The following is a 21828-nucleotide window of genomic DNA, read 5'->3' as shown; positions in this document are numbered from 1 at the left end:
CGGGAGAAGTCGGTCTAGTCAACGGCTGACCATAGGGTGGTAACTCATGGGCGTGTCCGCCCGCGACGGAACCTCGCGGTGCGTCTGCCGAAGTGATCGTGTGCGTCGAAAATCACAGCGGCAAAGGCGAGGTACGCGAGCCTCGAAAGGCCCGCGTGCGGTTCGATCGAGCCCGAATCAGCCGTCGAATCCGTCGAACCCGTCGCCGTGGAAGGCCTCGTTCATCGACGCGTCCGCGTAGCCCCGGCAGTAGTCCCAGGTGACGTACGCTTCCGGCGTCGGGTCGTAGGCGGGCTCGTGCGGGCGGACCGTGCCGTCGACCAGCAACTGAAGCAAGTTGGCGCGCAACATGTCCCAGTCGTGGTAGTGGTCCTGCCTACAGTCTTCGCAGCTGACCACGAGTCCGCGGATGCCGCGGTGGGCCAGCAGTGCCTCGTACACCGCGAGGTCGGCGAGATCCTCCTCGACCGCAAGGCGCTCGTGGGGATCCAGCGGTTCGCCGGGCTCGATGGCATCGAGCGCGGCGGACGGGTCGGAGGGGTCTCCGGCGAACGGATCCGGCGGCAAGCCAGGTGGTAGATGGTCACGCACATCCCCACGGTACGCAGAACAGGGTGGTCTGCGCCAGCTATGCGGCCTGCCAGTTTCGGTGGTGGGCTCACTTCGTCGGCGAGTTCACCGGACAGATACGATGGAGCACAGGCTACGGCGGGTCCCGATCGCACCGCCGCCGAACCACGTCCATCCCATCAGCCGTCACGGCGCCGGTGACACCGGCGCCGGTCGCTATCGACGTCCAGGAGGGGTCGATCCGAATGAGTAATCCCGTATCGGGCGAACGAATCGCAGTCCGCCCTCCTACGGGTGGCGACGATCCGAACAAGATCGCCATGCTCGGCCTCACGTTCGACGATGTGCTGCTGCTGCCTGCCGCCTCGGATCTCATCCCCAGTTCTGTGGAAACCTCCAGCGTGCTGACCAGGGAGATCCGCCTGCGCACGCCGTTGGTCAGCTCGGCCATGGACACGGTCACCGAGGCGCGGATGGCCATCGCGATGGCGCGCGCGGGCGGCATGGGCGTGTTGCACCGCAACCTCTCGACGGCCGACCAGGCCGCCCAGGTGGAGACGGTCAAGCGGTCCGAGGCCGGTATGGTCACCGACCCGGTGACCTGTCGTCCGACCGACACTCTCGCCGAGGTCGACGCGATGTGCGCCAGGTTCCGCATCTCGGGTCTTCCCGTGGTGGACGAGACCGGTGCGCTTGTGGGCATCATCACCAATCGCGACATGCGTTTCGAGGTGGATCAGAACCGCCGCGTCGCCGACGTCATGACCAAAGCCCCCTTGATCACCGCGCAGGAGGGCGTCACCGCGGAAGCCGCGCTCGGACTGCTGCGCAGGCACAAGGTGGAGAAGCTGCCGATCGTCGACGGCAACGGGCGCCTGCGCGGCCTGATCACCGTCAAGGACTTCGTCAAGACCGACCAGTACCCCAACGCCACCAAGGACCGTGACGGCCGCCTGCTGGTCGGCGCCGCGGTCGGTGTCGGCGAGGACGCCTGGTCGCGGGCCATGACACTGGCCGACGCGGGCGTCGACGTGCTCGTGGTGGACACCGCGCACGGTCACCAGGTACAGGTGCTGCAGATGGTGACCAAGGTCAAGGCCGAGGTCGGCGACCGGATCCAGGTGGTCGGCGGCAACGTGGCCACCCGCCAGGGCGCGGCCGCGCTCGTCGAGGCGGGCGCGGACGCGGTCAAGGTGGGCGTGGGCCCCGGCTCGATCTGCACCACCCGCGTGGTCGCCGGTGTCGGCGCGCCGCAGATCACCGCGATCCTGGAGGCGGTCGCCGTGTGCAAGCCGGCAGGTGTCCCGGTGATCGCCGATGGCGGCATCCAGTTCTCCGGCGACATCGCCAAGGCCATCGCGGCGGGCGCGTCCACGGTGATGCTCGGGTCGCTGCTCGCGGGCACGGCCGAGTCGCCGGGCGAGCTGATCCTGGTCGGCGGTAAGCAGTTCAAGAGCTATCGCGGTATGGGCTCGCTGGGCGCCATGCAGGGCCGCGGCCAGGCGAAGTCGTTCTCCAAGGACCGTTATTTCCAGGACGACGTGCTCGCCGAGGACAAGCTGGTCCCCGAGGGCATCGAGGGCAGAGTGCCGTTCCGCGGCCCGGTCAACCAGGTGATCCACCAGTTGGTCGGCGGTCTGCGCGCGGCCATGGGCTACACCGGCTCGCAGTCGATCGCGCATCTGCAGGAAGCCCAGTTCGTGCAGATCACCGCGGCGGGTCTCAAGGAGAGCCACCCGCACGACATCACCATGACCGTCGAGGCCCCTAACTACACCGGACGGGGTTAGCCCACTAGGTTCATGTACAGGACCAACCGGTCCGTGCATGATGGAGCTTGCCCACCGGCTGTGGCGGTGAGCGACCTGCGGCGAGTTGGCGGTTTTGTGCTGCCCACCTGCCCCCACAAGTAACCACTGGAGGCGCGAGTCTTACGAGCGCCCGTTCGCGGCCCGGCTCGCGTTCCAGCGGTCGAAGCGCATGCGCCGCAGGCGCGAGTCTCGACCGCTGGAACGCGAGCCATAAGGGGCCGCGAACAACGCAGCGCCGCAGGCGCTGCAAATCAGACAAGGAGATTTCGCGTGCGCGACATGGTGGAGATCGGCATGGGCCGGACCGCCCGGCGTACCTACGAGCTGGACGACGTCGACATCGTCCCCTCGCGCCGGACCCGCTCGTCGAAGCAGGTCTCGCTGTCCTGGCAGCTGGACGCCTACCGCTTCGAGATCCCGTTTCTCGCGCACCCCACCGACGCCCTGGTGTCCCCGGAGTTCGCCGTCGAACTCGGCCGCCTCGGCGGGCTCGGCGTGATCAACGGCGAGGGACTGTGGGCGCGGCACGCGGATGTCGGCGCGAAGATCGACCAGTTGCTAGAGCTGGTCGGCAAGGGCGGTTACGAGCGCGCCGTGGCGTTGCTGCAGGAGTTGCACGCCGCGCCGATGCAGCCGGATCTGCTCGCCGCCGCGGTGGCGCAGGTCCGCGCCGCCGGCGTCACCGTGGCGGTGCGGGTGAGCCCGCAGAACGCGCGCACGCTCACCCCGGCGCTGCTGCAGGCGGGGATCGACCTGCTCGTGGTGCACGGCACGATCATCTCCGCCGAACATGTCGGCGACGGTGAGCCGCTGAACCTCAAGACCTTCATCGCCGACCTGGACGTGCCCGTGGTCGCAGGCGGCGTGAGCGATCACCGCACCGCGCTGCACCTGATGCGTACCGGAGCGGCGGGCGTGATCGTCGGCTACGGCTCCTACCCCGGCGCGACCACCACCGGCGAGGTACTCGGCATCGGCGTGCCGATGGCCACCGCGATCGCGGATGCCGCCGCCGCCCGCCGCGATTACCTGGACGAGACCGGCGGTCGCTATGTGCACGTCATCGCGGACGGCGACATCTCCACCTCCGGGCAGCTGGCCAAGGCGATCGCGTGTGGCGCGGACGCGGCCATGCTCGGCGTCCCGCTCGCCGTGGCCGCGGAGGCGCCGGGCCGCGGCTGGTACTGGCCGTCGGCGGCCGCGCACCCGTCGGTGCCGCGCGGGTCGATGCTGCACGTCGACGATCCGTGGGATCTCGGTGGCGAGCCGGTCGGCGACACGGTGCGCCCCAGCCTGGAGCGGGTGCTCTTCGGCCCGTCCGACGATCCGTTCGGTTCGCTGAATCTCGTCGGCGGCCTGCGTCGTTCGATGGCCAAGGCCGGTTACTCGGACCTCAAGGAGTTCCAGAAGGTGGGCCTGAGCGTACGCGCTTGAAGGTAGGCCTGAGCGTACTGCGGCGCACCCTCCCAGCCACCCGGCGATCACCGGAGAAGCGAGTCTTACGAGCGCCGTTCGCGGCCCGGCTCGCGTTCCAGCGGTCGAAGCGCATGCGCCGCAGGCGCTGCAAATCAGACACAGCGTTCAGCGCACGCGGGTCGGTTTCGTTCGTGCGCGCAGGAACTGCTGGATCGCGTGGTTCACCGGCTCGGGGTGGGTCATCGTCACCGCGAGTCGGGCTTCGGCGATTTCGATGAAGGTGGCGCCGGACAGCCCGTGGGCCAGTTCCTGGGCGCGCTCGCGGTCCATGCCGCTGTGGGTGGGGTGGATCACCAAAGCGGGGCAAGCGATTTCGCGGAGGCGGTCCAGTACCGAATCCCGGCTGAGCAGGCAGCCCGCCGCCACCTCGATGCCGCGGCGGTCGCGCACCAGCCAGCGTTGGGTCCAGATCGAGCGGTACCACTCGTCGTCGCCGATCAGCCAGGAAGCCAGCTGGTGCACGGCTCGTTCGCGGGAGCCGTCGTCGTACCACTCGTCGAGGAATTTCTGCGTCGCGGTGGACTGCTCCGGGGTGGGACCATGTGCTTCGGTGCTGATCAGGATCAGCGCGGAGACGCGTTCCGGTGCGATCAACGCGGTGCGCAGCGCCGTGAAACCCCCCTGCGCGGTGCCGCCGACGACGGCCCGCTCGGCGCCGAGATGATCCAGGACGGTCAGCGCGTCCCTGGCCGCGGTCCAATAGGTGAAGGGTAGGCCCTCGTCCCTGGTGCGGCCGTGGCCGCGGGCATCCCAGGAGACGATCCGGAATTCCGGTGCGAGAGCGGCCGTTTGGGCGGCGAACATGGTGCGGTCCATGAGGAACTCGTGCGCCAGCAGTACCACCGGGCCGTCCCCGCCGCTGTCCTCGTAGTGGATGTCGGCATCGATCGCGCGGGCGAAGGGCACGAGCAGAAGGATAACCAGCGAGCCGGGCCGCGGGTGACGATTCGGGCGGTCGGCTCGCCTCCCACACGGTGCCGCTGTGCCGATGATTCGCTCGTTTCGCCGCTCACTAAACTGGGCGAGTGGCACAAACCCAGAGACCGGTCCTCGTCGTCGACTTCGGAGCACAGTACGCCCAGCTGATCGCGCGGCGGGTTCGCGAGTCGAGCGTGTACTCGGAGGTGGTTCCGCACACCGCGACGGTGGAGGAGATCGCCGACAAGCAGCCGCTCGCGGTGATCCTGTCCGGTGGTCCGGCCAGCGTGTACGCCGAGGGCGCGCCGCGGCTGGATCCGCGGTTGTTCGATCTGGGGCTGCCGGTCTTCGGCATCTGCTACGGCTTCCAGGCGATGGCCCAGGCGCTGGGTGGAACGGTCGCGCACACCGGCACCCGTGAGTACGGACGCACCGAACTCAACATCGACGGTGGTTTGCTGCACGGCGGCCTGCCCACCATCCAGCCGGTGTGGATGAGCCACGGCGACGCGGTCACCGACGCGCCGGAGGGCTTCGAGGTCACCGGCACCAGCGCGGGCGCGCCGGTCGCCGCCTTCGAGGATCGCGCGCGCCGGTTGGCCGGTGTGCAGTACCACCCGGAAGTGCTGCATTCGCCGCACGGGCAGCAGGTGCTGAGCCGGTTCCTGCACGAACTCGCAGGCATCCCCTCCACCTGGACTCCGGCGAACATCGCCGATTCGCTGATCGCCTCGGTACGCGAGCAAATCGGTGACAAACACGCGATCTGCGGACTGTCCGGTGGGGTGGACAGCGCCGTCGCCGCCGCCCTGGTGCAGCGCGCCATCGGTGACCGGTTGACGTGTGTGTTCGTCGACCACGGCCTGCTGCGGGCGGGCGAGCGGGAGCAGGTGCAGCAGGATTTCGTCGCCGCGACCGGCGCCAAACTGGTGACCGTCGACGCGGTGGACAAGTTCCTCGGCGAGTTGAAGGGTGTGACCGATCCCGAGGAGAAGCGCAAGATCATCGGGCGGGAGTTCATCCGTTCCTTCGAGGACGCGGTGGGCGAGGCGGTGCTCGAGCACGGTGCGGCCGACGGCGAGACGCCGAAGGTCGAGTTCCTGGTGCAGGGCACGCTCTACCCGGACGTCGTGGAGTCCGGCGGCGGCAGCGGCACCGCGAACATCAAGAGTCATCACAATGTCGGCGGTCTGCCCGACGATCTGGAGTTCGAACTCGTAGAACCGTTGCGGTTGCTGTTCAAGGACGAGGTCCGCGCGGTCGGACGCGAGCTCGGGCTGCCGGAGGAAATCGTCGCTCGCCAGCCCTTCCCCGGTCCCGGTCTCGCCATCCGCATCGTCGGTGAAGTCACCGCCGACCGGTTGGAGACGCTGCGCAAGGCCGACGCCATCGCTCGCGAGGAACTGACGGCGGCCGGTCTGGACGCCCAGATCTGGCAGTGCCCGGTCGTGCTGCTCGCGGAGGTCCGCAGCGTCGGCGTGCAGGGCGACGGCCGCACCTACGGACACCCGATCGTGCTGCGCCCGGTCTCCAGCGAGGACGCCATGACCGCCGACTGGACCCGGTTGCCCTACGAGGTGCTGGAACGCATCTCCACCCGCATCACCAACGAGGTGGCGGAGGTCAATCGCGTGGTCTTGGACGTGACCAGCAAGCCGCCGGGCACCATCGAGTGGGAGTGAACTCCCGGCCGCCCAGCGGGCGGTGACTACTCGCCGCCGTCATCGCGTGCGAGATCAGCGGGGGCGGTGGAAAGCGCTGTACAGGATCACGCGGCCCAGAAGTACGCCGTTCGTGATGCCGGGTCTGGGATCGGGCGGTGTGGTCCGGGTGGTGGGTGGCGTCTGATCGGCGGGTTCGTCGCGCTTCATGCGGTTGTCCTGTCGTAGGAATGCGGCCCGGCTACGGCGGCGGTGGCTCGGGGCTGAACGCGAAACGGCCCGTCCAAGTGGACGGGCCGCACGCTCATCGTCGTCTGCGGGGGGAGATCACCAGCACGATGCCGATGACGATGGCGGCGAGCACGACGATCCAACCGATCGAGATCATGCCGGCCGCGGGCCAGGACGCCGGGCCGACGAAAGCCCACACGCTGATCGCGAGGGACAGCAGTCCCGCGATGAGCAGCGAGGCGGCGGGGCCGCGGCGGGAGTCGGTCGTCTCCTTCTTCTCGTTCTCAGCCACGCTGCACCTCCACGTTGCCGACGCGGACGTCGACGTTCAGATCGAGCACCGGCGCGCCGGGAGTACCGGGACCACTGATGCCCTCGGGGCAGAGGGCCTCGGCCATCGTCGCCGTGCACGTGGTGCGGACGGTCATGTCGGCGGGCAGCAGGATGTGGGCTTCGCCCATCCGGACGTCGATGTCCACGGTGCGGTTCTCGGTCAGTTTCAGCGACCGCAGGTCCAGCGTGCCGGTGCCCATGGTCAGCTTGTAGTTCTGGGCCAGATCGGCGGCGGAGGCGGGCGCCCAGGTGCGGTCGCCCAGTTGATCGGATTCGATCGGACCGATCGCGGAGGCGAGCAGGACGAACCCGGCGAGCGGCGCGGTGAGCACGAGCAAGCCGTAGCCGCGCCGCAGGAACGCGCCGACCACCAGGCCGAGGCCGATCACGGCCAGCGCCGCCGCGGCGATCCGGCCGGGGGTCATCCATTCCGCGCCCGAGGCCGCCGCCGCACCGGCACCCGCCGCCGCGAGGATGGCCAGGCCGATTACCACCGGCGTGAGGCGCGAGCGCGGACGCTTCTGCGGCGGGGCGACGACGGTGCGGGCCGGGGTGGGCTCCGGCAGGTCCCAGGCGAGTGGAGCTACGCCGAGCGGATCCCAGGACGGCGGGGTCGGGCCGCCGATGATCGCGGGCTGAGCGGCCGCGGGGCCACGCGAGCTCGGAGCGCGGCCCGGGGCCGGAGCGTCTTTGCCGAGTGAGATCGCAGCGTCGGACGATGACGGTCTCGTGCCTGGTCCGCTTTCGGCTCGATCGTCATGAGTCGAGTCCGATCCGGCCGAATCGGCTCGGTCGGTGTGAGTCGTATCCGATCCGGCTCCGCCGACCGAATCGATCCGGCCGCTGCCGACCGCCGCCGGGCCGTCTTGATCGCCGACCGTGGCGGGCGAATCGGTCTGATCGGTGACCTGAGCGTCGGTTTCTCTCTCGTCGGCGACCGAACTCGTCGCTGATCCGGCAGCGGGCGCGGCGACGTTGTCCGGTACCACGGTCGCGTCATCGACGGCGGGCTTGTGCAGCGGGACCGTCGCGCCGTCCGCCGCAGGCGCGGACGTCTCCGGGACGTAGGAATCCGGCAGTTTGGTGTACGGCGTGTACACGGCGGTCGGCGGCACGTACAGATCACCGACCGTCCGGGTCGCTCCTTGCGGGAAGACCGCGCCGGGGTAGCCGGTGGCGTTGATTCCGCTCTCCGGGGCGAATCCGCCGAACACTTCGGTGGTCCCGGGTGGCGGGTTGGGGGTGCGCAGGTGCAGCATCCACCAGCCCGCCAGCATCAGGGCGAGGCTGATCAGGCCGGATCCGCCGAGACCGACACCGACCGGTCCCATCGTGCTGACCGCGATGGCCAGCGCCACGATCAACACGATGGTCTTGGTCTGCGACTGCGAGCTGTGGCCTTTGCCGACCAGCGACTCGGCCGCGGATGCCTGGTCGCCCGCCGCGCTCAGCAGTAGCCAGGCCAGCAGGTAGAGCACGATGCCCGCGCCGCCGAAGATCGTCGAGACGACGAACGCGACCCGGACCAGCACCGGATCGATCTCGTAGCGGCGCGCGAACCCCGCCGCGACGCCCGCGACGGGCCCCTGCTGCGGCAATCGGATCGGCCGGGTCTGCCATATCTGCTGGACCTGGTCGCCGAAGCTCGTTTTCGTCATGTTTCCCATGGTGTGCCGATCCGTGAATCGGCGCATCGGGGGGAACCCTGAAAACAGCCTGAACACTTTGGACCGATCCACCGATGCAGCAAACTTTCAGCTATGCACGGGTTCGATCGGGCCCGGCCGCGTACGCCCTGGTCGGCGCGGGTGTGGTCGAGCAAGCGAGATCAGGGTGAATCCCGATGCTGGCAGCTTCGTCGCCGTGCCAGTATCGAAGACATGTACCCGTCTGTTCCCGCGTTCGACACCCGGGGGTTCGACGCCGCACGTGGGCTGGGTCCCGCGCCCGCGCCGGTCCCATGGCCGCCGCAGGCGCGGATCTTCCGCCGGTCGGGCGGCCGGGTCGTCGGCGGAGTGGCGGGCGGTCTGGCCGACCATCTCGGCGTCGACGTGTTCAAGGTGCGGATGGCGTTCGTGCTGCTGTCCGCGCTGGCCGGGGCGGGCATCGTCGCGTACGGGCTGCTGTGGATCTTCACGCCCGGCGGGTCGGATCAGGCGAAACCCTCCGGTACGGAGCGGCGGCAGGCGATCGGGCTCGCGATGCTCGGGCTCGGGCTCGCGATCGCGGTGTCCTGGGTGTTCAGCGGGACCGCGGCGAAGGTGATCGCGCCGATCATCGTGGTGGCGGTCGGCGCGGCGCTGGTGTGGCGGGAGTACGACGTCGACGGGCCGCGCTCGCTGCTCGGGCTGCCCGCGCGTCCATCGGTGGTCACCTGGTCGCGCATCGTCGCCGGTGCGACGCTGATCGTGGCCGGTCTGGGTGTGGTGGTGCTGGCCAGGATCAATTTGAGCTCGATCGGATCGGCGCTGCTGGCGGTGGCGGTCACGCTGATCGGTGCGGGACTGCTGACGGTTCCGCTGTGGCTGCGCATGATGCGCGCGCTGAACGCCGAGCGCGCCGCCCGCATCCGCAACGAGGAACGTGAGGAGATCGCCTCGCACCTGCACGATTCCGTGCTCCAGACACTCGCGCTCATCCAGCGTCAGGCCGACGACCCGCAGGAAGTGCTGCGGTTGGCCCGCAGCCAGGAGCGGGAACTGCGGAAATGGCTGTTCGAGGATTCCGGGCCCGCGCAGTCGAGCTTGGCCGCGGCCCTGCGGACCATCGCGGGCGAGGTGGAGGACCAGCACGGCGTGAAGGTGGCGCCGGTGACCGTCGGCGACGTATCGATGGACGTCGACGGCTCCGGATCGGGTCTGCCGAAGGAACACTTCACCGCCCTGCTCGGCGCGAGCAGGGAAGCGCTGGTCAACGCCGCGAAGCACGCGGGTGTCCCGGAGATCGATCTGTTCGCCGAGGTCGAGCCGCATCAGGTGAGCATCTTCGTCCGTGACCGCGGCTCCGGCTTCGACCTCGCGTCCGTGCCGGAGGATCGTCGCGGCCTGGCGAAGTCCATTCGCGGCCGGATCGAGCGCCGCGGCGGCCAGGTGGACATCCTGTCGACGCCGGGTCGCGGCACCGAGGTCCGAATCACCATGCCGCGGACCGATTCCGGCTGCGCCCCCTTGGACGAAGAGCCCGCTCCGGCCGCCCACTAGGCACGCGTTCCGCACCTGCCAGGACGAGACAGGCGTGTGGGGGACGAGTGTGGTACGGGTTGGGGGTCAAGGGTCGGTTAGGAGAAGTAGGTGACCGTGCGGGTCTTTCTCGTCGATGATCACGCCGTTTTTCGGTCGGGTGTGCGTGCTGAATTGAGCCGGGAGGCGGACATGGAGGTGGTCGGTGAGGCCGGCGGGGTCGCGGAGGCGGTAGCCGGGATCAATGCCGAGCGACCGGACGTCGTCCTGCTCGACGTGCACATGCCCGACGGCGGTGGGGTGGCGGTGCTGGCGGGTATCGAGCCGGGGCCGGTGTGCCTGGCGCTGAGCGTGTCCGACGCGGCCGAGGACGTGATCGCGGTGATCCGGGCCGGGGCCAGAGGGTATGTCACCAAGACGATTTCGGGAGCCGAGCTGGCCGACGGCATCCGCCGGGTGGCGGGCGGCGATGCGGTCTTCAGCCCGCGCTTGGCCGGTTTCGTCCTGGACTCGTTCACCGGGAGGTCCCCGGTACCCGAGCCGCCCTTGGATCCCGAACTCGACTCCCTGACCCCGCGTGAGCTCGAGGTCCTGCGCCTGCTCGCGCGCGGCTACACGTACCGCGAGATCGCCGAATCACTCTTCATCTCGGTCAAAACCGTGGAGACGCACGCCTCCAACGTCCTGCGCAAGACCCAGCAGTCCAACCGCAACGCCCTGACCCGATGGGCCCACCGCCGCCGCATCGACTGACTGCCGTTCGGCTCCGGGTGCCCGGACGTCAGAGGACTGCGACGATGATCCCGATGATGATGACCAGGCCGATCAGCAGGCCGACGGCGATGGCCAGGGGGGCGTTGCCGGGCTGAGAATTCCTGGTGCGCTGCGGGGGCGTGGCCGCGGCCGCTCCCGCGAGGTTGCGGTGCGGGCGGGGGAGCGGCGTGGAGTGCTGGCTGCGGATCCCGGATGCCGAATTGCGCGCGGCCCAGAACGGGATGGTTCCGTCCTCGGTGCGGACGGGCGCGCCCAGAATGTACGGTCCGGTGCCGGGACCGAAAGCGGCGGTGAGGATTTCGTCGCGCGCCTCGGCCATGGTTGGGCGGCGCTGCGGCGCGGGCTCCATCATGTGCAGCAGCGCCTGGGTGAGCATGCCGCTGCGGGTCGGCGGGATGATCTGCGCCATGGCGGCGCGGTGCACGATGACGTCGCTGTCCTCGTCGAAGCCGTACGGCGGCTGTCCTTCGATCGCGGTGTAGAGCGTGGCGCCCAGGGAGAACACGTCGCTGGCCTTGGTCGGTTGCGCTCCGCGCGCGACCTCGGGGGGCAGGTAGGAGGGGGTGCCGGTGATCACGCCGTCCGGTTCGTCGAGCAGGTCGCCCGCGCCGCTGGAGATGCCGAAGTCGCTGAGTTTCGCCATGCCCACGCCGGTGCCACGGTCGGCGACGAGGATGTTGCCCGGCTTGATATCCCGGTGCACGATGCCGACCGCGTGCGCGGCGGCCAGCGCGTCGGCGACCTGGGCGCCGATCTGCGCGACCTCGATCGGCGGCAGCGTATCGACCAGCGCGAGCGCCTTCGCGACACTGCGCGACGGCAGGTGCTCCATCACCAGCCAGGGCTCACCGGCCTCGAGCACCACGTCGTACACGGCGATCGCGTGGTCGTGCGAGAGTTTCGCGGCGACCCGGCCCTCGTGCATGATCTGGTTGCGGACCGCCTCGGCTTCGGCCTCATCGAGCCCGGCCGTGGTGAGCACCTGCTTGATCGCGACGTCCCGGTCGAGCAGGCGGTCGTGCGCCAGCCATACCGCGCCCATGCCGCCGCCACCCAGCTTCGACTGGAGGCGGTAGCGGCCTGCGACGAGATATTGGGGGCCGACAGTAGGACGAGCGCGTTCGGTCACGGGTGCAGGGTAGCGGAAAATGGGGCTAGCTGGCCTGATTCGTGTTCGCGCATAGGCGGACATGAGGCACTGGTATGTGTCACGCCCGCTCTCGGTTCGAATGTGTGCCCCACACCATACCGATGAACCGGTGCCGGGCGTGGTAGCCGGGCGCGCGCCGGATCCGGTCCCGATGCGTCTTGCGGCGGGGCAGGGGGAAGCTGCGGCGAGGTTGCCCGGCGGCGGTCGCCGGGCGGAACCGACGGCCAGGCGGCCTCGCCTGCGGAGGGCGCCGCGGGTGCGAAACGAGGGCTGTCGCGGATCGCTCGCACTCCATCTCGTGTCGACACCCGCGTGCTGGACCTGCACAGATTCCACTCGAAGCCGGATCGGACCCGCGTGACCGCGACACGAGGCTGCCGAACCCTTGACGGAAACCCGGGGGTCGGTTTCTACTGTGTCGGTATCGAACGTATATTCGATGCGAATCGATAGCTGAATCGGTGCTGGCGCTCGAATGGAGGGTCGCTCCGCATGCTTCGCCTCGGGTCCATCGCGGGAAGTAGGTGGTTGAGATGGGTTCGGATGCGATCTCGCAGGGAGGGGTGAATCGGGGCGCGCCGGCGCGACGCAGTGGTGGGCGGGAAGGTGCCCCATCCCTCACTGAGCTGCGTAGCCGCATGGCTGCGGTGCCGGGTCGCGGTGAATCGGCAGCACAGCGGGCTCCGCTCGGAGACGGGGCCCGCCGAGCGGCATTGCCGGTGCCCACGGCTCTCGCACCGTTGTTGCCGGATGGTGGCTTGGTCAAGGGCTCCGTGGTGGCGTACACGGGAGCGAGTTCGTTGCTGGCCGGTCTGCTCGCCGCGGTGACCGAGGGCGGTGGGCACGCCGCGGTGGTGGGCATGCCCCGGCTCGGTCTGCTCGCCGCGGTGGAGATGGGGGCGCAGTTGCGGCGGCTGGCCGTGATCGCCGATCCCGGCCCCGACCCGGTGGAAGTGGCCGCGGTGCTGCTCGACGGGCTCGATCTGGTCGTACTCGGACTCGGGGGCGCCGCCGTCGCGCCCGCTCGCAGCCGGGTGATCGCCGCCCGCGCCCGCAACAAGGGCGCCACCCTGGTGGTCGCCGACGGTCGCTGGCCCGGCGCGTCCCTCCAGCTCGATGCCCGCATCGCGGGGTATGCCGGTCTCGGCCGCGGGCGCGGACGCTTGCGTTCGCTCGGTTTGACGGTCGAAGTGCGCGGCAAGGCGGGACCGCCACGGCGTGGGCGGCTGGATTTGTGCCCGAATGCGGGGCGCGTGGAATGGGTGCTGCGCGAAAAGGCGGCTCCGCCGGTCGAAGCCGTCGACACACAGGAGGCGGTGTCGTGAGTGCCGCGGCCCGCGGTGCGGCGCCGTGATCCGGCCGGGAGCCAAGCGGGTGCTCGCCCTGTGGTGCCCGGACTGGCCCGCGGTCGCCGCGGCGGCGGTGGCAGGCCTGCCCGCGACACGGCCGGTGGCGGTGCTGTTCGCCAACCGGGTGGTGGCCTGTTCGGCGATCGCGCGAGCCGAAGGGGTGCGCCGCGGTTTGAAGCGCAGGGAGGCGCAGGCACGCTGCCCCGAGCTGTTCCTCGCGCAACAGGATCAGGATCGGGACGCGCGACTGTTCGAACCGCTGGTCGCCGCGGTGGCAGCGACGGTGCCCGGTGTGGAGGTGCTGCGCCCCGGCCTGCTCGTGCTCGGCGCGCGCGGCGCGGCGCGGTTCTTCGGATCCGAGGAGGCGGCAGCCGAGCGCCTGGTCGACGCGGTGGCAGCAGCCGGGGCGGAAGCGCAGATCGGGATCGCCGACGAGCTGTCCACGGCGGTGATCGCCGCCCGCCGCGCCGCGATCGTGTCGGCGGGGGAGGGGGCACGGTTTCTCGCACCGCTACCGGTGGGGGAACTCGCGGTCGAACCGAGCCTGGCCGCCCCGGAACGCGCCGAGCTGGTCGATCTGCTGCACCGCTTGGGGCTACGCAGGGTCGGCGATTTCGCCGCGCTCTCCGCGGCGGAGGTCGCCTCCCGGTTCGGCACCGACGCCGTGCTCGCGCATCGCTGTGCCAGGGCCGAGCCGGAGCGTCCGCCGTCCGCGCGGCAGCCACCGCCGGATCTGGTGGTGGAGTACCGCTGTGATCCGCCGATCGAGCGGGTAGACGCGGCCGCCTTCGCCGGTCGCCTGCTCGCCACCCGGCTGCACAGCGCGCTCGCGGATGCCGGGCTGGCCTGCACCAGGCTTTCGGTGTACGCGGAAACTGCGGCGGGGGAACATCTTTCGCGAATCTGGCGCTGCGCCGAGCCGCTCACGCCGGAGGGCACGGCGGATCGGGTGCGCTGGCAGCTGGACGGCTGGCTCACCCGGCGCGACGGTGCGCGGCCCACCGCGCCGATCACTGTGCTGCGGCTGGAACCGGTCGAGGTGGTCACGGCGGGCGCGCTGCAGCTCGGCTTGTGGGGCGGGGACGGGGAAGAGGACGAACGCGCCCGCCGCGCGCTCATCCGAGTGCAGGGTCTGCTCGGCGGGGAAGCGGTGCGTGTCGGCGTGCTGAGCGGCGGACGCGGCCCCGCCGAACGAATCACCATGGTCACGCTGGGTGACGAACTCGTCCCCGCCGCCGACCCCGCGCAGCCATGGCCGGGCCGGCTGCCCGAGCCCGCCCCCGCCGTGATCCTGATGAACCGTCCGCTGGTACGACTGGAAGCCGCCGACGGCGCGCCCGTCAAGGTCACCGACCGCGCCCTGTTCGACGCCGACCCCGCGCTGTTGCGCTGGGGGAGCAAACAGTGGCGGCTCACCGGCTGGGCCGGCCCGTGGCCGGTGGACGAACGCTGGTGGGCCCCCGATGCGGACGACGCGGAATTCACTGCCCGCGCACAGGTCCAACTCGACGACGCCCCCGCCGCCAGCCGGGTGCTGCTGCTGGTCTATCACGACGAAACCTGGCACGCCGAAGGGATTTACGGCTGAGAGGCTTCATTCCGGGCGCGACCACACGGTCGCCAACGTGAACGGATGTCCGCGCAGGACGGCCCATTTCGGTTTGCGGGCCAGCCATGCGTCGTCGACCAGTGCCTCGGCTACCTCGGTGAGGACCCAGCCCGCGGCCAAACCGGCCGACAGGTGCTCGCTGACCAAGTGCAGGTGGGTGCTGATCGCCACCGGTTCGCCGGAAGGGTCGGTGTAGTGCGTCGGCATTCCGGAAACCATGATGAATTGCGGGTGGTAGCTGACCAGTACGCAGCGCGCGCCCGGTGCGGCCAGCCGCCACGCCTCCGCGTAGAACGGCGCCAGCTCCGGTAGGTGCTCATCGATCAGCGACGCGATCACCAGGTCGTAGGCGCCTTCCGGCAGACCGGTGGCTCGCACGTCCGCTCGGGTCAGCGTGGTGTGGGCGCCGCGCTCGGCCGCCAACGCCAGCATCCCCTGGCTCACGTCGACGCCGTCGATGTGCGGTATTCCGCGGTCTCGCAACCAGGTTCCGGTTCGCCCGGTGCCGCAGCCGAGGTCGGCCGCGCGCCGCACCCGGCCGAGGTCCAGCCGCAGTCGCCCGAGCAGAGCGAGATCCATCTCGTCCAGGACGGTCTGTTCGTAGGTGGGGGCCCAACCGTCGTACCCCGTGGCCACGTCGACGGTGCGGTAGTCGCGGCGATCGAAATCGGCGAAGGAGGGCATGCGGCGAGTATTGCTCCGAGTTCGCCCACGCGCCAGGGATTTTTCGCGCCGGTCTAAACACCAATGTGGGCAACGAACTTCGCGATGGCGCGGGTATCGGACCTGGTAAGTGCCGTTCGAACTGCGTTTTCGCCGTTGGGTGATCAGCGCTACACCACGCCAGGGTATGGCATGACTGCCGGTATCCTCCTATGTCGTGGATCTGACGCTGGGCCAGGTGACATTCGGAGACGTGCGGATCGCCTATCGGGATTCGGGGGTGGGCGCGGTCAGCGACATCCCTGTGCTGCTCGTGCACGGCATGGGCGGCGACGGGTACACCTGGGACCGGTTCGCGCGTGTTCTCGTGCGATCCGGACGCCGCGTGATCATCCCCGATCTCCGCGGACACGGCCGTAGCTCACACACCGATTCCTATCTCTTCGACGAGTTCGGCGACGATCTGCTGCGCCTGTGCGACCACCTGGAACTGCCCGTGGTGGATCTGGTCGGGCATTCGCTCGGCGGTTACGCGGTGTCGCGCGTCGCGCAGGAGCGCCCGGAACTGGTGCGCAGGCTGGTCATCGAGGAATGCCCGCTCCCGCTGCGGTCCGGCGCCGAGGAATTGCGCCTGACCCGCCGGTTTCCCACCGCGCCCGAACTGTGGCACGCCACTTCCAGCCTGGTCCGGCACCCGCGCGCGGTGCTCGCCTTCGACCGCTCCATGACGAAGACCGCGCTGGAGCAGTTCCGTAAGCCGAACCCGGAGTGGTGGGACCGACTCTCCGACATCACCGCGCCCACCTTGGTGTTGTGCGGCGGACCGGGCGGCATGGTCGATCCGGAGAAACTCGCCATCCTGCAAGAAAGCATCACCGACTGCACGGTGACCACCTTCACCTGCGGCCACAGCATCCACCGCGACCGCTACTTCGACTTCGCCGCAACCGTCCGCCCATTCCTGGCGGGTTGAACCGCGAGTGGCACATGGTTGTGCCGGTCACGGACGCCTTACCAGTGCGTGCCGGGGACCCAGCGGGCGGCGCGGCGTAGGGCCGTGCCGGTGAGGCGGCGTGTGGTTGATCGGGGGCGGGGCTGGGGGTGTGGTTCGGCCGGTTCTTCGGGGGTGGTCGACTCGCCTTTGGCTGCGGGGGAGTCGGGTAGCGCGCGGTAGTAGCGGTGTAGGACGCGGTCGCGGATCTTCGGGGTGAGCAGCGCGCCGTATTCGGCGATGGTGCCCAAAGGCACGTCGATGCGCTTGGGTCGTTCGGTCAGGGCGCGCACGATGGTCGCGGCCGCCCACTCGGGCGACTCGGCGGGGCCCTGGTCGCCGCTCGGGGTGATCATGGGCGTGCGCACCAGCGGCATGTGGATGGTGGTGAACGTGACGCCGTCCGCCATGGTCTCGACGGCTGCCACCTCGGTGAACTTGTCCAGTGCCGCCTTGCTGGCCAGATATGCCGAGAACCGCGGCGTGGCCACCTGCACGCCCGCGCTGCTGATGTTGACGACGTGCCCGAACTTGCGTTCCCGCATCTGGGGCAGCAGGGCCAGCGTCAGCCGCAGCGCGCCGAAGTAGTTGACGGCCATGGTGCGTTCGAAGTCGTGCAACCGGTCGGTGGAGCGGTGGATGGCGCGGCGGATGGAGCGGCCGGCGTTGTTCACCAGCATGTCCACGTGACCGTGTTCGTCCAGAACGGTTTTGATCACCTGGTCGACGGAATCGGAATCGGTGATGTCGCAGGAATACCCGTAGGCCGAGCCGCCCGCCGCCCTGATCTCGTCGACGACCGCGGCGAGTTCCTCACCACGGCGCGCGAGCAGGAACACGGTGGCGCCCTTGCCTGCGACCGCGAGCGCGGCCGCCCGCCCGATCCCGGAGGATGCCCCGGTGATGAGGACATGCCGCCCGGTGAGGTCGCGGTTGTGGCGCCGGCGGCGGGCGGGCTCAGCGGGGGCGTCGGTCATCGCTGCTGCTCCTTTGCAGGTCTGGTGGTCATGAACTTACTCCAAAGTAAGTTCCCTGCCAAGTGCCCTAGGTCGCGTCCGGGATCGGCCGCCCCCGGTCGTCGCGGCGTGTCGCGCCGGTGCGGCCTTTCGGGTCGAGAACCGCACGCGGCCTGGGGGTTTGCGAATGCGCGAAACGGATCGAACAACTCTCGAAACGTTCGAACATATGTGCGATACTCAGCGCATGTCGGACGATCGGATGGCGGAGGTGTTTGCCGCGGTGCGGCTCGGTGGCGTCGACCCCGCGGCGGGGCGACGGGCGTTGGAAAAGCTCTGGGACGAACTCGGCGAACACGGCGGGGTGTTGCAGCGCTGCGTGGTCGCACATCATCTCGCCGATCTCCAGGAGGAGCCCGCCGAGGCGCTGCGCTGGGATCAGCGCGCGCTGGCCGCGGTGTTCGGGCCCGGTGTGCCGCTCGATGAAGGCCTGCGCGGCTTCTTGCCGTCGCTCTACTTGAACCTGGCCGACAGTCATCGCCGGGTCGGCGAGTTCGAAGTGGCCAGGATGCAGTTGGCCATCGCGCGCGGGCATCTCGACGTCCTCGCCTCCGATGCCTACGGCGCGCTCATCCGGACTCGTCTGAAAGGTGTCGAGGCCGCTCTGTCCGCCGGTTCCGTGGAGCGTCTCCGGGCGTCCTGACCTGCCTGTACATCGTCCGTCTTCGAATGTATGTTCGAGACGAGGAGGTGAGTCGTGGGCTGGGGAAACGGTCCGCCCAGCTGGGCGGAGATGGAGCGGGTGCTGTCCGGGCGGCCGAGCCCCGATGTGACGTATCCGGGCGACGGCGGCGACAGTCCGGCGTGGTCGCGTAAGCGCGGCGAGTACCGGCCCGAGCCGGTGCGCCCTGTCGATGAACCGACGGTCCCGTACGCGGAGCTGCACGCGCATTCGGCCTACAGCTTCCTGGACGGTGCGAGCCAGCCGGAGGAACTGGTGGAGGAGGCGGTGCGGCTCGGCCTGACGGCGATCGCGCTCACCGACCACGACGGCTTCTACGGCACCGTCCGTTTCGCCGAGGCGGCCAAGGAATGGGGCATGCCCACCGTCTTCGGAGCCGAACTGTCGCTCGGCACGGCACTCGAACCACACGTGCCGGGCGCCGTGCGCGGGCACGCCGCCGCCCCCGACTCGGCGCCGCGCACCGGCGCGCCGGACCCGGCCGGGCCGCACCTGCTGGTGCTGGCCCGCGGCCAAGAGGGCTACCGCAGGCTTTCCCGAGAGATCGCCGCCGCGCACATGGCCGCAGGGGAGAAGGGCATCCTGCGCTACGACCTCGACACGCTCACCGCGGCGGCCGAGGGGCACTGGCACATCCTGACCGGATGCCAAAAGGGTCACCTGCGCCAGGCGCTCGAACTCGACTCGCGCGCGGGCAGCACCCGGCTCGAGCGTTCGGAAGCCGCGTTGCGGGAACTCACCGACCGCTTCGGCGCCGATCGGGTGAGCGTGGAACTCACCCATCACGGCATCCCGGAGGACGACGAGCGCAACGCTCATCTCATCGCCCTGGCCGATCGTCTCGGCCTCCCGGTGCTCGCCACCACCGGAGCGCATTTCGCCGCACCGAGCGGGCGTCGCCGAGCCATGGCGCTCGCGGCGATCCGGGCCAGGCAGAGCTTGGACGAGATAGCGGGCTGGCTGGCCCCTGCGGGCGGTGCGCACCTGCGGTCCGGGGCGGAGATGGCGCGGTTGTTCGCCGACTGCCCGCAGGCGGTGGCGAACGCGGCGGCCCTGGCTCGCGAATGCGCCTTCGACCTGCAGTTGATCGCTCCGAAACTGCCGCCCTTCGACGTGCCCGCCGGACACGACGAGCAGTCCTGGCTGCGCGAACTCGCCATGGCGGGCGCCGCGGCGCGCTACGGGACTCCCCAGGAGAACCCGGAGGCCTACCGGCAGATCGAGCACGAGCTCGCGGTGATCAACGACCTGGAATTCCCCGGTTACTTCCTGGTGGTGCACGACATCGTCAGCTTCTGCAAGGACAACGACATCCTCTGCCAGGGCCGCGGGTCGGCGGCCAACTCCGCGGTCTGCTACGCGATCGGCATCACCAATGTCGACCCGGTGCGCAACCACTTGCTGTTCGAGCGTTTCCTCTCCCCGGAGCGCGACGGCCCGCCGGACATCGACGTCGACATCGAATCCGATCGCAGAGAAGAGGCGATCCAACACGTCTACCGCAAGTACGGCCGCGAATACGCCGCGCAGGTGGCCAATGTGATCACCTATCGCGGCAAGTCCGCGGTGCGCGATGCCGCACGGGCGCTGGGATTCTCGCCCGGCCAGCAGGACGCGTGGAGCAAGCAGGTGAGCCGCTGGACCGGCGTGGGCGCGGAGACGAACACCGACATCCCCGCCGAGGTGCTGGAACTGGCCGCCGATATCGAGGGGCTGCCGCGGCATCTCGGCATCCATTCCGGCGGCATGGTGATCTGCGACCGGCCGATCGCCGACGTCTGCCCGGTGGAATGGGCGCGCATGTCCGGCCGCAGCGTCCTGCAGTGGGACAAGGACGATTGCGCGGCCATCGATCTGGTGAAGTTCGACATGCTCGGCCTCGGCATGCTCTCCGCGCTGCACTACATGATCGACCTGGTGCGCGAGCACGAAGGCGAGACCGTCGAGCTGCACGCGCTCGACCTGGCCGAACCCGAGGTCTACGAGATGCTTTCGCGCGCGGACTCGGTCGGTGTCTTCCAGGTGGAGTCGCGTGCGCAGATGGCCACCCTGCCCCGGCTGCGCCCGCGCAGCTTCTACGACCTGGTGGTCGAGGTGGCGCTGATCCGCCCCGGCCCGATCCAGGGCGGGTCGGTGCATCCCTATATCCGCAGGCGCAACGGGGCCGAGGACGTCGTCTACGACCATCCGGCGCTGAAGAATTCGCTGGAACGCACGCTCGGCGTGCCGCTGTTCCAAGAGCAGCTCATGCAGATGGCCGTCGACGTCGCCGGATTCACCGCCGTGGAGGCCGATCAGCTGCGCCGCGCCATGGGCTCCAAGCGGTCACCGGAGCGCATGGAACGTCTCAAAGCGCGGCTCTACCAGGGCATGCGGGAGCGGCACGGCATCACCGGCGAGGTCGCCGACCGTATCTACGAGAAGCTCTACGCCTTCGCGAATTTCGGCTTTCCCGAGAGTCATTCGCAGAGCTTCGCCTCGATCGTCTACTACTCGGCCTGGTTCAAACTGCATCATCCCGCCGCCTTCTGCGCGGGTCTGCTGCGCGCCCAGCCGATGGGGTTCTACTCGCCGCAATCACTGGTCGCCGACGCGCGCAGGCACGGGGTCGTGGTGCACGGTCCCGACGTCAACGCCAGCCGCGCCGAGCCCACCCTCGAGGCGAAGGGCACCGAAGTGCGCCTCGGTCTCGCCGCGATCCGCCAGATCGGCGACGACCTCGCCGAGCGCATCGTCGCCGCCAGGGGTGAGCGACCCTACACGTCTTTCCTCGACCTGACCAGCCGGGTGGAACTCACTGTCGCGCAAGCGGAATCGCTCGCCACGGCGGGCGCGCTCGGCAGCCTGGGCAGCGCCCGCCGGGAAGCGCTCTGGGCGGCGGGCGCCGCCGCGGGTGAGCGCCCGGACCGGTTGCCCGGCACCGGCGCGTCCACCACCGCGCCCGTCCTGCCCGGGATGAGCGATCTGGAGACGGCCGCCGCCGACGTCTGGGCCACGGGCGTTTCGCCGGGCAGTTACCCGACGCAGTTCCTGCGCTCCCACCTGGACGCCCTCGGCGTCATACCCGCCTCCGGCCTGCGCACCGTGCCCGACGGCTCGCGGGTCCTGGTGGGCGGCGCGGTGACGCATCGGCAGCGTCCCGCGACCGCGGAGGGCATCACCTTTCTCAATCTGGAAGACGAAACCGGCATGGTGAACATCGTCTGCTCGCTGGGGCTGTGGCGGCGCTACCGGCGACTGGCCCAAGGCGCGGCCGCGCTGCTCATCCGCGGGCGGGTGCAGAATGCCGAGGGCGTGGTCAGCGTGGTCGCCGAACATCTGCAGCGCATGGATCTGCGGATGGCGTCCAAATCGCGCGACTTCCGTTGAGCCGGTTGCTTTAAGGAAGTGTTAGAAGCGTTCTAGAGAACCGTTA

Annotated in this window: 18 protein-coding genes; 10 read left to right on the top strand and 8 right to left on the bottom strand. The window is 69.7% G+C overall.

Features of this window, described 5'->3' with window-relative positions:
* Positions 1-177: 177 nt before the first annotated feature.
* Positions 178-591 carry a DUF5319 domain-containing protein gene (locus ACL03I_RS24305; RefSeq protein ID WP_039795739.1) on the bottom strand — a complete coding sequence of 138 codons (414 nt, stop codon included), beginning with the start codon at positions 589-591 and terminating at the stop codon, positions 178-180.
* 224 nt (positions 592-815) lie between these two features.
* On the opposite strand from ACL03I_RS24305, the gene guaB reads away from it, so the two are divergent.
* Positions 816-2360: an IMP dehydrogenase gene (gene guaB, locus ACL03I_RS24300; protein WP_355076308.1), complete on the top strand. Its 1545-nt coding sequence runs from the start codon at positions 816-818 to the stop codon at positions 2358-2360.
* A 291-nt stretch (positions 2361-2651) separates the two neighbouring features.
* Positions 2652-3815 carry a GuaB3 family IMP dehydrogenase-related protein gene (locus ACL03I_RS24295; RefSeq protein WP_355081654.1) on the top strand — a complete coding sequence of 388 codons (1164 nt, stop codon included), beginning with the start codon at positions 2652-2654 and terminating at the stop codon, positions 3813-3815.
* Between the two features lie 147 nt (positions 3816-3962).
* Here the strand turns inward: ACL03I_RS24295 and ACL03I_RS24290 are convergent, their stop codons facing one another.
* Positions 3963-4763 carry an alpha/beta fold hydrolase gene (locus ACL03I_RS24290; protein ID WP_355078982.1) on the bottom strand — a complete coding sequence of 267 codons (801 nt, stop codon included), beginning with the start codon at positions 4761-4763 and terminating at the stop codon, positions 3963-3965.
* A 119-nt stretch (positions 4764-4882) separates the two neighbouring features.
* Between ACL03I_RS24290 and guaA the strand changes: the two genes are divergently transcribed.
* Complete coding sequence (gene guaA / locus ACL03I_RS24285; protein ID WP_355078984.1) at positions 4883-6457, top strand: glutamine-hydrolyzing GMP synthase; 1575 nt, start codon at positions 4883-4885, stop codon at positions 6455-6457.
* Between the two features lie 54 nt (positions 6458-6511).
* Here guaA and ACL03I_RS24280 read toward each other — a convergent pair whose 3' ends face one another.
* The 3 genes from ACL03I_RS24280 to ACL03I_RS24270 form a co-directional block, all read right to left on the bottom strand.
* Positions 6512-6646: a hypothetical protein gene (locus ACL03I_RS24280; RefSeq protein ID WP_355078986.1), complete on the bottom strand. Its 135-nt coding sequence runs from the start codon at positions 6644-6646 to the stop codon at positions 6512-6514.
* A gap of 94 nt (positions 6647-6740) precedes the next feature.
* Positions 6741-6959, bottom strand: coding sequence for a hypothetical protein (locus ACL03I_RS24275; protein ID WP_355078988.1), 219 nt, complete (start codon positions 6957-6959; stop codon positions 6741-6743).
* Entirely contained in the window at positions 6952-8658 is a 1707-nt protein-coding gene (locus ACL03I_RS24270; protein ID WP_452492306.1) for a PspC domain-containing protein, read from the bottom strand. Before ACL03I_RS24270 ends, ACL03I_RS24275 begins: the two co-directional genes overlap by 8 nt.
* A gap of 222 nt (positions 8659-8880) precedes the next feature.
* On the opposite strand from ACL03I_RS24270, the gene ACL03I_RS24265 reads away from it, so the two are divergent.
* Together ACL03I_RS24265 and ACL03I_RS24260 are read left to right on the top strand one after the other, a co-directional pair.
* The gene (locus ACL03I_RS24265) at positions 8881-10200 is read left to right on the top strand and encodes a PspC domain-containing protein (RefSeq protein WP_355078992.1); all 1320 of its coding nucleotides are present in this window, start codon (positions 8881-8883) and stop codon (positions 10198-10200) included.
* Positions 10201-10296: 96 nt separating this feature from the next.
* On the top strand, positions 10297-10932 hold the full coding sequence (locus ACL03I_RS24260; RefSeq protein ID WP_157111826.1) for a response regulator: 636 nt from the start codon (positions 10297-10299) through the stop codon (positions 10930-10932).
* A 28-nt stretch (positions 10933-10960) separates the two neighbouring features.
* On the opposite strand, the gene ACL03I_RS24255 is transcribed toward ACL03I_RS24260, so the two are convergent.
* Complete coding sequence (locus ACL03I_RS24255; protein WP_355078994.1) at positions 10961-12082, bottom strand: serine/threonine-protein kinase; 1122 nt, start codon at positions 12080-12082, stop codon at positions 10961-10963.
* A gap of 659 nt (positions 12083-12741) precedes the next feature.
* On the opposite strand from ACL03I_RS24255, the gene ACL03I_RS24250 reads away from it, so the two are divergent.
* On the top strand, positions 12742-13428 hold the full coding sequence (locus tag ACL03I_RS24250; RefSeq protein ID WP_355078996.1) for a hypothetical protein: 687 nt from the start codon (positions 12742-12744) through the stop codon (positions 13426-13428).
* A gap of 25 nt (positions 13429-13453) precedes the next feature.
* Entirely contained in the window at positions 13454-15040 is a 1587-nt protein-coding gene (locus tag ACL03I_RS24245; protein ID WP_412807017.1) for a DNA polymerase Y family protein, read from the top strand.
* Positions 15041-15046: 6 nt separating this feature from the next.
* On the opposite strand, the gene ACL03I_RS24240 is transcribed toward ACL03I_RS24245, so the two are convergent.
* Positions 15047-15745 carry a class I SAM-dependent DNA methyltransferase gene (locus ACL03I_RS24240; protein WP_412807016.1) on the bottom strand — a complete coding sequence of 233 codons (699 nt, stop codon included), beginning with the start codon at positions 15743-15745 and terminating at the stop codon, positions 15047-15049.
* A gap of 196 nt (positions 15746-15941) precedes the next feature.
* Here ACL03I_RS24240 and ACL03I_RS24235 point away from each other — a divergent pair, with 196 nt between their 5' ends.
* Complete coding sequence (locus tag ACL03I_RS24235; protein WP_355079002.1) at positions 15942-16697, top strand: alpha/beta fold hydrolase; 756 nt, start codon at positions 15942-15944, stop codon at positions 16695-16697.
* A 38-nt stretch (positions 16698-16735) separates the two neighbouring features.
* Here the strand turns inward: ACL03I_RS24235 and ACL03I_RS24230 are convergent, their stop codons facing one another.
* Positions 16736-17692 (bottom strand): SDR family NAD(P)-dependent oxidoreductase, encoded by a 957-nt coding sequence (locus ACL03I_RS24230; protein WP_355079004.1) that lies wholly within the window; start codon positions 17690-17692, stop codon positions 16736-16738.
* Between the two features lie 226 nt (positions 17693-17918).
* Here ACL03I_RS24230 and ACL03I_RS24225 point away from each other — a divergent pair, with 226 nt between their 5' ends.
* Together ACL03I_RS24225 and ACL03I_RS24220 are read left to right on the top strand one after the other, a co-directional pair.
* The gene (locus ACL03I_RS24225) at positions 17919-18374 is read left to right on the top strand and encodes a hypothetical protein (RefSeq protein WP_356964698.1); all 456 of its coding nucleotides are present in this window, start codon (positions 17919-17921) and stop codon (positions 18372-18374) included.
* Between the two features lie 54 nt (positions 18375-18428).
* Positions 18429-21782, top strand: coding sequence for an error-prone DNA polymerase (locus tag ACL03I_RS24220; protein WP_412807015.1), 3354 nt, complete (start codon positions 18429-18431; stop codon positions 21780-21782).
* Positions 21783-21828 lie beyond the last annotated feature (46 nt).

The organism is Nocardia sichangensis (assembly GCF_047200615.1).
Taxonomy (GTDB): domain Bacteria; phylum Actinomycetota; class Actinomycetes; order Mycobacteriales; family Mycobacteriaceae; genus Nocardia; species Nocardia sichangensis.
The sequence above is the reverse complement of the archived record's forward strand: the minus strand, read 5'-3'. Positions and strand labels throughout refer to the sequence as shown.